Genomic DNA, 16,675 nt, shown 5'->3' on the forward strand with positions numbered 1-16,675 from the left:
AAAATGCTTGAAGCCTTTATTTAAGCAATTTTGCGCAAAAGCTTAATTATATTTTATGAATTCACCTCTTACTATAATCGCCGCAACAAATTTTTCTGCCATTGCCACTAATGCAGTTAATTATGCCGCTGGGCTTGCAAAAGCTACAGGAGCAAAATTGGTTTTATTTAATTCATTTTCGCTGAGTGTACACAGTGCAAACTCGCATATTACTGCAGATGCAATGCAGAAACAGATTGATAAAGCAATTTCTAGACTAGAAAATTTAGCCAAAGAAATTGCAGATTCGTTTAAAATTGAAACAGCAGCAATTTGCACCTATTCTTTTTTGGAAGATGAGCTTCCAAAAATTATCAAGGAAACCAATGCAGATGTTGTTGTAATGGGAATGGCAGAACGTTCTTTTGAACAAGAATTACTAGGAAATTCAACTACAACAGCCATTAAGAATCTTCAAATTCCAGTTTTGGCAGTTCCTGAAAATGCCCTTTTCCTAAATATCAAAAAAGTATTATACGCCTGCGATAGTTTGAGTTTTTCGGCTATTAAAAAGTTTAGCTGGATCAAAAATGCTTTAGGAGATTTTGGAGCAGAAATCGAATTTTTTAGCGTAGACGAAAAATTGGACGATTTAAAAGAAGAGCAGCACAGAATTTTAATGAATTCGAATATCGAAAAAGAATTTGAAGACGTAAAATATCTTTATAAAACCGTAAGATCGAATGCGGTTATTAACGAAATTAAGAAGGAAATAAAGAATTATGAGGCCGATTTGCTGATTATGGTGCCTCAAAAATACGGTTTTTGGGATTCTTTGGTCCACAGAAGTAAAACTAGAATTTTGGCAGCAGGGCTAGATATTCCATTATTGTCGTTTCCAAATTATTAAAGATTAATTTGTTTTAAAAACAATGATATAAAAATTACAAGGTTTTTTTTGAAGAAATTTTATCAAAATAAATTTTAACAGATTTTTTTTGATTTTAGGGATTCTATAATTTTTAGTGCTTGATGCCGAATTTCAAAAATATATTTTAACATTTAAGGCAGTTTTGTTAATTATTCTTAATTGTCTGCTAGTTTCAGATTTTTTTAAATTAATTTTGTGGCACTCTAAAAACTTAAATGCAATAGGTTTTTTTATCAGTATGGCAACAGCTATAATTGGGAATTATCTACAAACTGAAATAGCATTGTATGATTTTAAAAATAAAATAAATTAAAGATTTTATTCCAAAGTAATACCGAGATAGCACTTGGTGTATATTTTTAATTTATTTTAATTGGATTTTGTATAATGATTTTAGCTTGTTCAGGTTTTTTTAAAACAATATTTCTCAGTAAATGATATTGCCAGCAGATTTAATCGGCTTTTTAAGGAATACAACTCTATTTCCCGCATCAGTTCTTAATTGAGCTGGACTGTAAAAGAAGAGAAAAAGTATTAAGCATTGCGTTCTAAGAGTACAAAGCTTAAAAAAAAATAAAAACAATGAGCGCAGTTATTACAGCAATAGGTGGTTTCGTGCCATCATCAATTTTGACCAATAAAAAGATTTCAGAAACTGTTGATACATCGGAGGAATGGATCATTAAAAGAACTGGAATTAGAGAACGTAGAATCGCAGACGACGACACAGCAACATCTGATCTTGCCGCAGCAGCGATTGAAAATCTTATCGAAAACTATAAGGTAGATCGCGAAGAAATAGAAGCGCTGTTGGTAGCAACAGCAACTCCGGATCATATTTTAGCGCCAACAGCAAGTATTGTTTGCGATAAAAGCGGACTTACAAATGCTTTTGGAATTGATATGAATGCGGCTTGCAGCGGATTTTTGTATGCACTAGAAATGGGAGCAAACATGATCGAAAGCGGTCGTTACAAAAAATTAATCATCGTTGGAGCAGATAAAATGAGCTCTATCGTAGATTATGAAGACCGTAATACTTGTATTCTTTTCGGAGATGGAGCAGGAGCAGTTTTGTTAGAAAAAACAGAATCTGATGCTGGTTTGATGAAAACCATTCTAAAAACAGACGGAAGCGGAGTTTCTTCTTTGGCTGTACCGGCTGGAGGTTCTAGAAATCCAACTTCTATGCAGAGTCTTTTGCACAGAACGCATTATTTAAAACAAGACGGTGCTTTTGTATTTAAAAGAGCCGTTGCAGCAATGAGCCAAGTTTCGCAAGATGCTTTGGCAAAAAATGAACTAGAAGCAGATAAAATTGATTGGGTTGTACCGCATCAAGCAAATTTGAGAATCATTAATGCTGTAAGCGAAAGCTTGAATATTGATTTTGACAAAGTAAAAGTAAATATTGATCGTTACGGAAATACAACATCTGCAACAGTTCCGTTGTGTTTATGGGATTTTAAAGATGATTTTAAAGAAGGACAAAATGTATTGATCACTACTTTTGGTGCAGGATTTTCTTGGGGCGCAACGTGCTTAAAATGGGGCGTTATGCGTGAGAAAAATCCAACTGCTACCATAAAAGCAGACAAAAAAGAAGAAGGTGTTCTAGTAGAACACTAATAAGATAGGATTTTTCAATTTTTACAGTTGAGGGAATAAATGGGTAGAAAGAACCAAAATAAAAAAACAGGCAAGAATTTTTTCTATAAATACTACAGGGTTATAGTAATTCCAGCCGTTTTTTTGGTCTATCTTTCGTCCTATTATTTTCTAAATCCATATAGGAATTTTGAAGAGGAAGGTTTGCTCGATTTAGATCAGACCTTCGATATCTTCATCATTTTGCTTTACTGCGCCATTCTTACAGAACTAACTTTGTTTGTTGGCCGAAAATTAAACTACTACATAAGTTGGGAGCAAAATCCAGCATTTAGAGCAATAGCACAGTTTATTTGTCTTATTGCTGGAAACATACTTTTAAACTACTTTTTTTCTTGCCTTTGGGATTATTTGTACCCTTGTACAGCGCTGGAAGAAAATGATTTGGTTACCATTTGGCAGTCTAAAATTATGGCAGCGATTATCTCGCTTTTCATTAGTGCCATTCATACCGGAATATTTCTGCTAAACAGATGGCGTTTAAACGCTATTGAAACGGCCGAGTTAAAAATTAAAGCATCAGAACTTCAAGAATCGGTAACACGTTCAAAATTGGAATCTCTTAAGATGCAGTTAGATCCGCACTTTGTGTTCAATAATTTCAGCACTTTGACAGAGCTGATTTATGAAGATCAGAAAGAAGCGGCTTCGTTCTTAGAAAATATAACGAGAGTATATCGTTATATGATTTCCAATTCAAATAAAGATACCATTACTGTAAAAGAGGAAATAGAATTCTTAAATGCTTATTTTTATTTACTAAAGAAAAGATTAGGCGATAAAATCGATTTGAAAATTGAAGTTGATTCTCCTTCTTTAGCACTTCATTTACCGCCATTAACCTTGCAGTTGTTGGTAGAAAATGCTGTAAAACACAATATGGCCACTTTGGCCAATCCGCTTACCATTACTGTTTTTTCTGATTCTGGTGATATTATTGTTCGAAATAACTTGCAGAGAACCGCTGGAAAAAGTTTGGCTTCAACAGGAATAGGGAATAAAAACATCGAATTTCGTTATAAAATTTTATCTGAGAGAATGCCGATTTTTAATGAATCAAGCAGCTATTATGAGGTACGTCTGCCATTAATTTAAAAGTTATGAAAATTTTAATTGTAGAAGATGAAAGTATTAACGCAAGCCGATTAAAAAGGCTGCTCGAAGAACTGGAACCTAACTGTGAGATTTTAGGAATCATTGATACTGTTGTGGATACAGTCGAATGGTTAAAATCCAACCCTTGTCCAGATTTGATTACAATGGATATTCGTTTAGCAGACGGATTGAGTTTTGCCATTTTTGACGAAATTACTATCACTTGCCCTGTAATTTTTACTACAGCATACGACGAATATGCGATTCGTGCTTTTAAGGTAAACAGCATCGATTATTTGATGAAACCTATCGAAAAGAACGAATTGGAGTTTGCCTTAAGCAAATTTAAATCTTTAAATAAAAACGAAACCAGCGTGACCAATATCGCCGGAATTCTAAAAGAACTGATTGAAAAACCAGTTTTCAGAATGCGCTTTTTAGTAACCTATCGTGACGGTTATAAAAGCGTAGACGTTTCCGATATCGACTTTATATATTCGGAGTTTAAAACCAGTAATTTATTCCTAAAATCGGGCGTAATTATATCCATTCCGCAAACCATGGAAGAACTGGAACAGGAATTAGATCCTAATCTCTTTTTTCGTGCCAACCGTCAGTTTTTCATTCGTGCCGAAAGCATCAAATCTATTGCGAACTACTTCAACGCAAAACTCAAAATCCAACTAAAACTCGACCCCGAACGCGAAGTAATCATCAGCAGGGAAAAAACGCCTTTCTTTAAACAGTGGATGGATCGCTAGTGAAGGCGCTAAGGTTCTGAGATGCTAAGATTCTGAGGTTTTTTGTTTTGCCACGAATTTTTGTCACGAATTTTGCCACGAAGGCACTAAGACGCGAAGTTTTTTTTCGCCACGAATTCACGAATTTTTTTGATACGAAGATGCGATTTTTTTTTGCTACAAATTCCACGAATTTCCGCTAATTTTTTCCTGTGTTTATGATGTTTTGCTCTCATTTTTGTCATTTCGACGAAGGAGAAATCTCCACAAGTAGCTCCGCAATCTATTGCCAATCTTTGTAGAGTTTCTCGCGGAGATTTCTCCTTCGTCGAAATGACAAACGTTGCGTTTTACCAACTTGGCGATAAAAATTCGAGAAATTATCTGCAGTATTTCACACAAGAATTCAATTAGAGAAATTCGTGAATTCGTGGCATAAAAAACTTCGCGTCTCAGCGACTTTGCGAGATTCTTTTCAATTATTCTTAAAAAAACTTTTCGCCTTAGTGTCTTCATGGCAGAAAAAAACTTAGAACCTTAGCATCTTAGCCACTTAGCACCTTAAAAAAGAATATCCGTTTCGGTGTCAAAAAATGTCGTTTGGGTAAATTTCTTCCCTAAAAAACGGGTTTTACGCTGTTATTTTGCGCCCAAATTTGAGGTAATTCATTTAAAAATGAAAAGTAAAATGACAAAACAGTTTTTTAAAAATAATAAAGCAATTGGCAAGATTGCAATTTTATTAATAACCCTTTCCCTTTCTTCATGCGGAAAAAGCGGAGAGGCACAAATGGCTCCTCCAAAGCCAGAAGTAGATTTTCTTCAGACTAATTCGGCAACAGGAGAAGTAGAAAAGAAATATCCAGGAACAGTCGAAGGTACTGTAAACGTTGACATAAAAGCTCAGGTATCAGGTTATCTAGAAGCAATTTATGTTAAAGAAGGAGACTATGTAACCAAAGGACAATCCCTTTTTAAAATAAAAGGTGATGTTTACGCCGAACAAGTAAATAACAGTCGTGCAGCTTACAAAAGCGCTTTGGCTAATCAGGCCAATGCAAAACTAGAAGTAGAGAAAATCAAACCTTTGGTTGAAGGAAAAGTTTTCTCAGACATGCAGTTAAAAACAGCACAAGCCAATTACGAAGCCGCGACTGCACAGGTAGCACAGGCTAAAGCCGCTTTAGGATCATCTCAGTTAAATGCCGATTTCTCTTTGATTAAAGCTCCTGTAAGCGGCTATATTAGCCGTATTCCAAACCGTATTGGAAATTTGGTTACGCCAAATGATGCCGTTCCGTTAACGACACTTTCAGAGATTAACAGCGTATTTGTTTATTTCTCTTTAACAGAAGCAGATTATTTGGCTTTTTCGAAAGACGCAAAAAACAATCAGACCGTAAGTTTAATTATGGCAGATGACAGCGAATACGATCAAAAAGGAAAACTAGAAGTGGCCAGCGGAAACATCGATCGTGCAACAGGAACAATTGCTTTAAAAGCTATTTTTCCAAATCCGAAAAAGATATTGCGTTCTGGAGGTTCTGCAAGAATTGTCTTGAATAAAAGCTTGTCATCTGTCATTACAGTTCCAATGGCGAGCGTAAAAGACATTCAAGATAAATTTTTTGTTTTTGTTTTAAAAGAAGGAAACAAAGTAGGCATGGTTCCCATTGAAATTGCAGGAAGCGCTGGAGCAAATTATTTTGTAAAATCTGGATTAAAACCTGGAGATAAAGTGGCGCTCAATAACATCGATGTACTTTATGATGGCATGGAAGTCGTTCCAAAAATCGCTGCTAAAAACGCAAGCAGTAAATAATTTTTCATTTAATAAAATAACATTTCCATGTTAAAGAAAATAATAGACAGGCCAGTATTGGCCACAGTTATCTCTATTGTACTAGTTATACTGGGGATTATAGGTCTTACCCGATTATCGGTAACGCGATTCCCAGATATTTCACCACCAACAGTTATGGTAAGCGGTTCATATCCAGGGGGAAACAGTGAAACCGTTATCCGTTCGGTAGTAACGCCTTTAGAAGAGCAGATTAACGGAGTTGAAAATATGCAGTACATTAAATCTACCGCAAGTAATGACGGATCTTTCTCTATCAGTGTCATTTTCAAACAAGGTGTAGACCCAGATCAGGCTGCAGTAAACGTACAGAACAGAGTGCAGCAAGCCACTCCAAAATTGCCTCAGGAAGTTATCCGTATGGGATTAACAACTTCAAAACAGCAAAATAGTATGATTGTTATCTTCAACTTATATACAGATGATAATAGCAAATATGATGAGTTGTTTTTGCAGAATTACGCCAATATCAACTTAGTGCCTCAAATGAAACGTGTTCCTGGAGTAGGGCAAGTTCAGATTTTTGGGGTAAAAGATTATTCGATGAGAATTTGGCTGGATCCTCGTAAAATGGCCAATGCAGGTTTGGTTCCGTCAGATGTAACTCAGGCCATTGCAGAACAGAGTTTAGAGTCTGCTCCAGGTAAATTGGGAGAAGAATCTTCAGCGGCATTAGAATATGTAATTCGTTATAAAGGAAAAAAGAACAAACCAGAGCAATATGAAAATATTGTGGTTAAGAATGTCGGAAGTAATGTTTTAAGACTTAAAGATGTAGCGAGAGTAGAATTTGGTTCTATTTCGTACAGCGGTGACAATAAATCGAATAGTAAAAACGCCGTTACAATGGCCATTTTACAAACTTCGGGTTCAAATGCTAATGATATCGAAATCGGAATCAACAAAGAAGTAGAACGATTGTCTAAATCTTTTCCTCCAGGTATCAAATACGTTAACGTAATGAGTACCAAAGAAAGATTGGATGAAGCCACAGGTCAGGTAAAATCGACTCTTTTTGAAGCTTTTATTCTGGTATTTATTGTAGTATTCATTTTCCTTCAAGACATTCGCTCGACGATTATTCCGGCTATTGCGGTTCCGGTCGCGATTGTGGGAACATTTTTCTTCCTGCTCGTTTTCGGATTTACGATTAACATCTTAACGCTTTTTGCTTTGGTATTGGCGATCGGAATTGTGGTCGATGATGCGATTGTGGTCGTCGAAGCCGTGCACAGTAAAATGGAAGAAGACGAAGGAATTTCGGCCAAAGAAGCAACACACAGCGCCATGGCAGAAATTACGGGAGCGGTAATTTCGATTACTCTGGTAATGTCGGCGGTATTTATTCCGATTGGATTTATGACAGGATCTTCGGGGATTTTCTATAAACAATTTGCTTATACGCTGGCTATTGCGATTATTATTTCGGCTGTAAATGCTTTAACATTAACGCCTGCATTATGTGCGCTTCTGCTAAAGAATCACGGATCTAAACATGGTGATCACGAGCACAAAACTACTTTTAAAGACCGTTTTTTCGTTGGATTCAATACAAGTTTCAACAATTTAACGGGAAGATATATTAAGGGTGTGCGTTTTTTAATTGGAAGAAAATGGATTGCGGCTGGTTTAGTGGCTGGAATTACAGCACTTGCCGTGTACATGATGACATCAACACCAAAAAGTTTTGTGCCTCTAGAAGATGATGGTTTCATGGTGTACAGTTTATCAATGCCACCAGGAACGGCACTTGATCGTACAACAGCAGTAATTCAGAAATTAGAAAAAGAATTGGCTCCAATAGAAGCGATTGATGTAAATACGAGTATTACAGGATTCAATATTTTGAGTAATAGTGCCAGCCCGGCTTATGGATTAGGTTTTATTAAACTTAAGCCAAAGAAAGACAGGGGAGCGGTTAAGGATATTGAGGAAATCATGAATATCGTAAGCGGAAAACTGGCTAAAATTAAAGAAGGTCAGATTATGGTTTTCAGAATGCCTCCAGTTGAAGGTTTTGGGGTAACAAGTGGTGCTGAAATCGTGTTGCAGGACAGAATGGCGAGAAGTCCAGAAACTTTAAAAGCTATGTCTGATAAAGTAATCGGACAGATTATGCAGCAACCTGGAGTTCAATACGCTTACACGACTTTTAGAGCCGATTATCCGCAATTGGAATTGGAAGTTGACGAAGACAAAGCACGGCAAATGGGCGTAAATATCAAGGAACTTTTAGGAAATATCCAGACGTATTTTGCAGGAGATCAATCAGCTGACTTTTCGAGATTTGGTAAGTTTTACCGTGTGAATGTAAAAGCGGATGGTATTTTTAGAATGGATGAAGATGCATTTAATGAAATTTTCGTAAGAAATGCCGATATGCAAATGGTTCCAGTAAAATCAATTGTGAAGTTCCATAAAGTGTACGGACCAGAATCGGTAAACCGTTATAACCTTTATAATTCGGTGAACATTACAGCGATGGCATTGCCAGGTTATAGTAACGGACAAATTATGGGAAATTTGGAACAAGTTTTAGATAAACTTCCATCTGATTATACGTACGAATGGACAGGTTTAAGTTTGGAGGAAAAAGCAGGAGGAAGCCAGACAGTTGCCATTTTTGGGTTGTGTTTATTGTTTGTATTCTTCCTGCTTGCTGCTCAATACGAAAGTTATTTATTGCCGCTTGCCGTATTGCTTTCTATACCTACAGGAATTTTAGGCGCTTTCGCGGGAATTAAAGCGGTTGGTTTAGATAACAATATTTATGTTCAGGTTGGATTAATCATGCTTGTCGGACTTCTAGCTAAAAATGCCATTTTGATTGTGGAGTTTGCTTTGCAGAGACGTCTTGCCGGATTAACGATAGTTGAAGCTGCAATTGAAGGTTCACGATCAAGATTACGACCAATTATCATGACTTCGCTAGCTTTTATTGTCGGTATGATTCCGCTAATGTTTGCTTCTGGAGGAACTGCAGTTGGAAACCGATCAATCAGTGTGAGTGCGGCTGTCGGAATGTTTAGCGGTGTTGTACTGGGCGTTTTTGTGATTCCGTTACTTTTCATTGTATTTCAATATTTACAGGAAAAAGTATCTAGAAAAAAGATCGCAACTCAAGTTCAAACGATAAAAGAATAAGAATGAAAACATTATATAAAATCGGAATGGTTTTACTTACCGGATCGATCATGACATCGTGTGTGGTAGGCAAAAAATATTCTCGTACAGATTTAAATGCTCCAGAAAAGTACCGCGAAGAAGTCGCGGTTACTGGAGATACAGTTTTGCTTCCGTGGAAAAACTATTACAAAGATCCTTTGCTGGTTGCTTTGATTGAAAAAGCTTTAATCAAAAACAATGAAGTTATCATTGCTATGAAAAGTATGGAACAGCTCGACCTCAGTTATAAACAAGCCAAATTATCGTTATTACCCACACTAGATTTCGATGCTGGAGCGAGCCGTTCTTATCCATCAAAAAATTCTTTGAATGGATCTTTGAGTCAACAGTTTATTGGTAAAGATTATATGGATGACTATAGCGCTAATCTTCGTCTTTCTTGGGAAGTCGATATTTGGGGAAAGGCAGCCATGCAGAAAAGAGATGCTAAAGCGGCCTATTTTGCTCAAAAAGAAAACCTTTCAGCATTAAAGACTCGAATTATTGTTCAGGTAGCGCAGTCTTATTATAATCTTTTAGGTTTAGATGAACAGCTGAAAATTGCAGAAAAAAACATCGAGTTGAGCACGAATACTTTGAGCATGATGCAATTGCAATACAAATCGGGTTCTATTAGTTCTTTGGCAGTAAACCAAACTGAGGCTCAGAAAAAAACGGCCGAATTGCTAGTGCCTTTAGCGAAAGCGAATATTGCAGTTCAGGAAAATGCTTTGCAGATTTTATGCGGACAATATCCAGATAAGATTGAAAGAGCTGGAAATATTGATGCTGCCGAAGTTTCGGTACTTTTTCCAACAGGAATTCCAGCTTCACTTTTAAGCAGAAGGCCAGATGTAAAAGCGAGCGAATATGCGGTAATGTCTGCCAATGCTAAAACGGGATTAGCAAAAGCAACGATGTATCCGACTTTAAGTCTGAGTCCGTCGATTGGTTTGAACTCTTTTGAATTTGAAAACTGGTTTAATTTTCCAGGTTCTGTTACCAAAACAATTGCGGCAAATTTAGCACAGCCCATTTTTAGAAAAAAAGCCTTGCGAACAGCTTATGAAGTAGCAGTTTTAGAACAAGAAAAAGCGGTTGTACAATTCAAACAGTCATTTATAACAGCAGTTGGCGAAGTAAATGATGCCATGTCTAGATTGAAATATGCAGACGAACGTATTGTTTTAGCAAAAGATAAAGCAGAATCTCTAGATAAAGCAACTTCAGATGCTTCTCTACTTTATAAGAGCGGAATGGCCAATTATCTTGAAGTAATCGCAGCGCAGAACAGTTCGCTTCAAAACGAATTGGATCTGGTAACCATAAAACTCGAAAAACTGAATGCAGCAATTAACCTGTACCGTGCTTTAGGAGGCGGAGTAGAGTAGTACTTAATTTTTCTTAATTCACCATTACTATAAGAAATTATAGAGATGGTGAATTTTCTTTTGAATTGATTTTATCTGATTTATGGACAAAATTACTTTTACCCGATCAGAACTTTATAGCTTGGTTTGGAAATTTCCAATTCCGCAGATTGCAAAACATTATGAAGTTTCTAGTATGGGAATTAAAAATGCTTGCGAAAAAATGAATATTCCGCTTCCTAAAAGCAGACACTGGATTGGACCCGCATATAAGAGGAAAAATGTTCCTCAACTTTCATTGGATTTTAAAGGAAATAATGAAATTGCCATTTTGAAAAAGACGTACGAAATGCAACTTCGAGTTCCTTCAAAATCTACACCTTTGCTTGATTTGGCTCAAAGTATAAAGAACGATGTCGATGCTCCGTTGACCATTAGCGATAAGCTAGAAAATCCGTTTGAGGTTATTACGGCAACCAAGCAATATTGGAAAGACAAAACTTTAAATCAAGATATTCAGCCAGATAAATTGGAGATTTTAGATTTAAATGTTTCTAAAGAAAACTTGAATCGGGCTTTGCTGTTTATGAATGCTTTAATCAAACTGATTCAATATCGCGGACATGAATTTAGAAAAGGTCTTGATGGTTTGGATACAATCGTCTTTAAAAATGAAAATGAAATAAAAATCGATTTGAGAGAAGCGCAGAAAAGAATAACCAAAACAGGTTTAAGAGAAACTTCTGGCTACATTTTTACAGGCGATTTCATTTTTAGAATTTCAAGAGGATCTAATAAAAAAGAATGGCGTGATGGCAAGATTACTTTAGAAAATAATCTTGCATTAATTATGGCTAAAATAGAATTAATGGGCGCCGAAGAGTAGTTTTTTATCTAAATTCCTTTTTAAATACTAACTCAAAGCTAAGTCCATTTTCATTTTTAATAGCTAAATCTCCTTCAAGCGTATTGCTTAAGCCGTTTATAAGTGTCATTCCGAACGAATTGCTATTTTGCAATTCTACGATATCCTGTATGCCGATTCCATTATCAGAAATAAACAACTTATAGCAGTTTTCTGAAATCTCAGATAAAGAAAGCCTAATAATGCAATTTTGCCTATCTTTAAAAGCATATTTTATCGAATTGGTGATTACTTCGTTGATAATTAAACCCAATGCAATTGCTTGCGAAATATCCAATTCTATTGCATCAATTTGAACTTCAAAATGAATGTATTCTGCATTGAAAGACTCTTTTAGATACTCAACCAATTCATTGCAGTAATCGGGCATATCAATCATAGAAACATTGTCTTCCTTATATAATTTTTGATGAATCAATGACATGGCATAAATTCTGTTTTGGCTGTTTTTTATGGTAGAAATCGCCAAATCATCTTTTAAATAAGAAGATTGAGAATTAAGCAGACTAATGATGGTTTGAAGATTGTTTTTTACCCGATGATGAATTTCTTTCAAAAGCCATTCTTTTTCTTCAACCAAACGCTCCAATTTTACATTTTTAAGCTTAATTTCTTTTTCTTTTAATTGAAGACGGCTCGTGCTGCGCTGTTTTATTTTGGCTCTGTTGTACAATAAAATAATGATAATCAGCAATAAAAATAAACTGCTTATAGAAATTGTATTTAAAAGTTTGGAAGAATGCAATTCACGTTTCTGAAGATCGGTCTGCTGTTTTAAAGATTTTATATTTTGTATTTTGGCACTTGTTTCAAACTTGAATTTCAAATTTTCATAATCAAGGTTTTTACGCATGTTATCCATCGAATCTTGAATTCGAGTATAGTTTCTCATGTGTTCGATCGCAGAAAAATATTTTCCGTTTACGGAGTCAATTTTGAATAAAGTAAGTTCCAAAACATAACGGTTAAAACCCTCTGTATTATGAGTTGTAGCAAGAATGCGATTGGTTATTTCTTCTGCTTTTTGAGGTTTATTAATTTTGACATAAAACAGCGCCATAATCGAAGTACAGGTCGCGACATCTTTGAGTGTTTCTGCTGAATTTAGTTTTTTTGCAAAAAAATCAAGTTTTTCATAACAAGCTTCTGCTTCTTTCAACTTTCCTAATTCTTCATAACAGCGCGCCTTAAGCTGATTTAGAATCATATTGTCTAAATCATTTTTTGGAGGGTATTTTTTAGAGTTGCTTTCCAGATATTTTAATGCTTCTGAATATTTAGAATTATCCATTAATGCCCTTACAGAACCAAAAAAACTTTTGTACCAAGTCCCCGCATTAATTTCTCTTTGATTGTACTCAATTCCTTTCTGATAAAATTTAATGGCATCATCATAATAGCCCGTGCTGTTGTAAATATTGCCGAGGCGTATATAAAAACTATCTGCAAAAGCATAATCTTTTGTTTTCTCCATCGAGCTAACGCTCCTTAAAGCGTAATATAGCGCATCTTTAAAATTATTGTTGAATAAATCGATATACGAAATAGTCGTTTCGGTATATTGTGTGTATAGAAAACCAATTTTTTTCTGAAGATTAAGACTTATAAGGAGTTCTTGTTTGGCCAATTTCATTTTACCAGTCCAAAAATGAACCGGAATTATTTTCATATAGGTTTCAAGCTCTTTTTCTTTGTTGCCTAATTTTTTATAAATAGCCAAAGCCTCAGCTAAAATAACTGCTTTTTCTTTGTTGCTATCGGGCATAAACGTGCCTTGATTGTCAATAGCTTCTGCTAATATTTTTTCGTCTTGTGTTTTTCTTGCGGCATTAACTAGTTGCGAAAAAATGGTGCTGCTCAGTTGTGGTTTGTCTGCTTGGTAATAATATTTGGCAAGAAGATATTTAGATTGAAAATGCCACTTTTGAATTTTGGATTTTTCTGCCAGTTTTTGGGCTTTGTTAATATACAAAAGCGCATTTTTTAGATCATCTTTTTTTGCGCCAGCTTTAAAAAGATAAAAACTCCCAATTTGCAAGGACAGTCTAATTTGATCGACTGTATTTAATCTTGGCAATAGCAATTCTGCTCCGCGGGCGTAATTATTGGTAATTAAATTGTTTCCCGGAAAGTTAGACCCATCATTAAAACCTTCATCATTGGCAAGCGTGTACGGAAGTTTGTGCGCTTTGCTAGCCAAAATCATCGCGCTGTCAATATCTATCGAACCTTGATTAACGTTCCGAAGATAAATAGCGACATTATGCAGCATCAATCTATCTTTCTTAAGCTTAAGTTTATTGGATTCATTTTGGCTAAAAGTGGTTGTGGTAAAGAAAGTTAGTAAAAGTAAGAAAATTACTTTTTTCATGTTTAGGATTGTTTGGAGGAGTAAAACTAAGGGATTTAAAAGTGTTTAAAAAACATTTTTATTGATAATTTATTGCTCCGAAGAAGAATTATGTGATGAAACGATTATAAAAAAGCTGTCTAGAATGTAGACAGCTTTTTTTATAATCATTTCATATACTTTTTGAGCGAATGCACTTATTTCTTTTTAAATTGTAATTCTTGCATGGCTTTTTTGTTACATGTTTTTTGATCAAAAATACCAAAACGCTCTACTATGGATTTCTTTATACACATATTCTTCACTAAAAGATTCAATAAAATAGTCGGCTGTTTGGGGCGCAAAGCCTTCAACATTTTCTACCAGAAAATCCTTATTCGCTGCTATGTACTCTTTTGTTGGTTGAAGACCCAATGGATAAAAAATCATTTCACCATCAAATCCACACCAAGTGTCAAAATCAACCATTTTAGCTTCTAAAATTAAATGAAGATCAATTGCATCTTTGTTTTTGCTAGCAAAGTAACTAAACATTAAAAGGTCTTCGCACATACAATCAAATACTCCTAATTCATCATCTCTTCTGTACGCAATAGCAGTTTTTAATAGATATCTTGACAGTTCGGTATTTTTGTAATTTTTCACATAACCAACAAATTCAGCTCTTTCAGGTTCATCACTGTCAATTAACAATTTCTCAAAATTGGCTTGGGTGATTGTCTTTGTAGTGTTAAATTCTGAAATTATTCCTTCTACAAATGGTGTACGAAAAACTTCAGGAATTGAAAATTTCTCTTTTAAAGCGCTGTTGACTTCAATTATGGATTCATTCATTACATAAAACCATTCGTCACCGCTATCAATTTTCGTTTTTTGTTCTTTTACAAAAGAGGTAATATCTTGAATTGATTTTATGAACTCGTTATTGAATTTTTGTAATGCCTCATTTTTAATTCCGATTTGAACGGCTCTGCGTCTTAGCTTTTCTCCTTTAAAATTGTGGTCTGGATCCCATTGAATCCTTACATTGCTGTTGCTTAGATTTTCTCGCCATGTTGATTCATCTCCGTATGATTTGTCGTAGCTTGTCAAAACACCATTAGCGAGAAGTTCTTCGAAACCTTCAAAAGTCATCTCGATAGCTAAAATGCGGCTTTGGTTATTATCTTTTTCAGCCCAATCACTTCTGTACATCATCCACAAAAAATTAGGCTTTATCCAAGTCATTCTCTCGAAGCTGTAATCTGTTCCTCCGAATTTTTGATTTTTTATAGCATAGTCTGCAATGCTATCATTGAATGCCTGATAGACAAAAATATTGGATCCATTTTTTTGTCCAAGTATAAAATTTCCTTCTTGGGGAAGTCCTTTCTCATATCGGTGATGTTGGATTGTCTTTAGGTTCATTTTTATTACGATTAATACAATTGCATATCAAGTTCATCAAAATCTTATATTTTGTGATCATTTGATATGCCATAAAGTTTATTTTTGTCCACTTTCCCTCCAAATATAGAATGTTTTCTTAATAAAAAATAAAAAAACTTTAATTCCCCAAACAAAAAAAGCCACCCTAAATAGGATAGCTTTTTCAAAATATAGTTGTGTTATTCGGGATGAACCCAATTTAGTATTTAAATTAATTAATTTTAACCAAATGCTCTTCAATAGCAGCTCTTTGAGACTCATATTGAGCTGGAAGTTTTAAGTTTTGACCTAATTCTTCTAAGCTTTCGTCTACTGTAAATCCAGGGTTATCTGTTGCAATTTCAAACAAAACTCCACCTGGTTCTCTGAAATATAGAGAGTGGAAATATTGTCTGTCAATTTGCGGAGTAATCTGCAAACCGTAATCTTCGATTTTTTCTCTGAATTTCATTAAAATTTCATCGTTTGGTACACGGAAAGCAACGTGGTGCACAGTTCCGTTTGCATTTAAACCGCGTTTTTCTTCAGGTAATTCTACCAAGTCTACAATTGCCGCATTTTCTACAGCATCTGTAGCATAACGGTAACGGTTTACGTCTTGGTCAATCAATTTATAACCAAAAATATCAGTTAAGATAGCCGCAGTTGGTTTAACGTTGTTTAAAGTCAAAGTAATGTTATGAAAACCTTTTGTAGCCACATCTGCTTTTACTTCGTCAGTTTCCCACGCTTTTCTGTTATCGTCTGTTTTAGATTCGATTAACTCCAATTTTAATCCGTCTGGATCTAAGAAAGTCAAATATTTTTCACCAAACTTTTCAGCTGGTTTATTGTAAATTACGTTGTATTTTTCGAAACGTTTTTGCCAGAAATCAAGACTTCCTTTAGGAACAGAATATCCAATTTCAGTTGCCATTCCAGAACCTTTTCTTCCTTGCTGAATTCCTGCTCCCCAAGGGAAAAAGGTTAAGATAGTTCCTGCGCTTCCTACTTCGTCACCAAAGTAAAAGTGATACGTTCCTGGATCGTCAAAGTTCACTGTTTTTTTAATGAATCTTAATCCTAAAATTTTTGAATAAAAGTCAAAATTGCGTTTAGCGTCACCTGCAATTGCAGTAATATGGTGTAAGCCTAAAATTTTATTTTCCATGGTATTTTTTATA

Annotated in this window: 11 protein-coding genes; 8 read left to right on the forward strand and 3 right to left on the reverse strand. The window is 35.1% G+C overall.

The genetic code is table 11. From position 1 onward, the window contains the following. Window positions 1-55: 55 nt before the first annotated feature. From BSF41_RS08785 to BSF41_RS08825, 8 genes are all read left to right on the forward strand, one after another. The gene (locus BSF41_RS08785; protein ID WP_095929130.1) at window positions 56-889 is read left to right on the forward strand and encodes a universal stress protein; all 834 of its coding nucleotides are present in this window, start codon (window positions 56-58) and stop codon (window positions 887-889) included. A gap of 603 nt (window positions 890-1,492) precedes the next feature. After that, the gene (locus BSF41_RS08795; RefSeq protein WP_095929132.1) at window positions 1,493-2,539 is read left to right on the forward strand and encodes a beta-ketoacyl-ACP synthase III; all 1,047 of its coding nucleotides are present in this window, start codon (window positions 1,493-1,495) and stop codon (window positions 2,537-2,539) included. 39 nt (window positions 2,540-2,578) lie between these two features. Further along, a complete protein-coding gene (locus tag BSF41_RS08800; RefSeq protein WP_095929133.1) occupies window positions 2,579-3,673 on the forward strand; it encodes a sensor histidine kinase in 1,095 nt (364 codons plus the stop codon). A gap of 5 nt (window positions 3,674-3,678) precedes the next feature. Then, window positions 3,679-4,434 carry a LytTR family DNA-binding domain-containing protein gene (locus BSF41_RS08805; protein ID WP_095929134.1) on the forward strand — a complete coding sequence of 252 codons (756 nt, stop codon included), beginning with the start codon at window positions 3,679-3,681 and terminating at the stop codon, window positions 4,432-4,434. 667 nt (window positions 4,435-5,101) lie between these two features. Then, window positions 5,102-6,235, forward strand: a complete 1,134-nt coding sequence (locus tag BSF41_RS08810; RefSeq protein ID WP_095929327.1) for an efflux RND transporter periplasmic adaptor subunit — start codon at window positions 5,102-5,104, stop codon at window positions 6,233-6,235. Between the two features lie 27 nt (window positions 6,236-6,262). Then, on the forward strand, window positions 6,263-9,418 hold the full coding sequence (locus BSF41_RS08815) for an efflux RND transporter permease subunit (RefSeq protein WP_095929135.1): 3,156 nt from the start codon (window positions 6,263-6,265) through the stop codon (window positions 9,416-9,418). A gap of 2 nt (window positions 9,419-9,420) precedes the next feature. Then, window positions 9,421-10,830 carry an efflux transporter outer membrane subunit gene (locus BSF41_RS08820; protein ID WP_095929136.1) on the forward strand — a complete coding sequence of 470 codons (1,410 nt, stop codon included), beginning with the start codon at window positions 9,421-9,423 and terminating at the stop codon, window positions 10,828-10,830. An 82-nt stretch (window positions 10,831-10,912) separates the two neighbouring features. Further along, a complete protein-coding gene (locus tag BSF41_RS08825) occupies window positions 10,913-11,695 on the forward strand; it encodes a hypothetical protein (protein ID WP_095929137.1) in 783 nt (260 codons plus the stop codon). 4 nt (window positions 11,696-11,699) lie between these two features. Here BSF41_RS08825 and BSF41_RS08830 read toward each other — a convergent pair whose 3' ends face one another. The 3 genes from BSF41_RS08830 to BSF41_RS08840 form a co-directional block, all read right to left on the reverse strand. Beyond that, a complete protein-coding gene (locus BSF41_RS08830) occupies window positions 11,700-14,105 on the reverse strand; it encodes a sensor histidine kinase (RefSeq protein ID WP_095929138.1) in 2,406 nt (801 codons plus the stop codon). 231 nt (window positions 14,106-14,336) lie between these two features. Next, entirely contained in the window at window positions 14,337-15,491 is a 1,155-nt protein-coding gene (locus tag BSF41_RS08835; protein ID WP_095929139.1) for a DUF4291 domain-containing protein, read from the reverse strand. 232 nt (window positions 15,492-15,723) lie between these two features. After that, window positions 15,724-16,662 (reverse strand): ring-cleaving dioxygenase, encoded by a 939-nt coding sequence (locus tag BSF41_RS08840; RefSeq protein ID WP_095929140.1) that lies wholly within the window; start codon window positions 16,660-16,662, stop codon window positions 15,724-15,726. Window positions 16,663-16,675: the final 13 nt, after the last annotated feature.

This window comes from Flavobacterium sp. ACN2, assembly GCF_002303885.1.
GTDB lineage: Bacteria > Bacteroidota > Bacteroidia > Flavobacteriales > Flavobacteriaceae > Flavobacterium.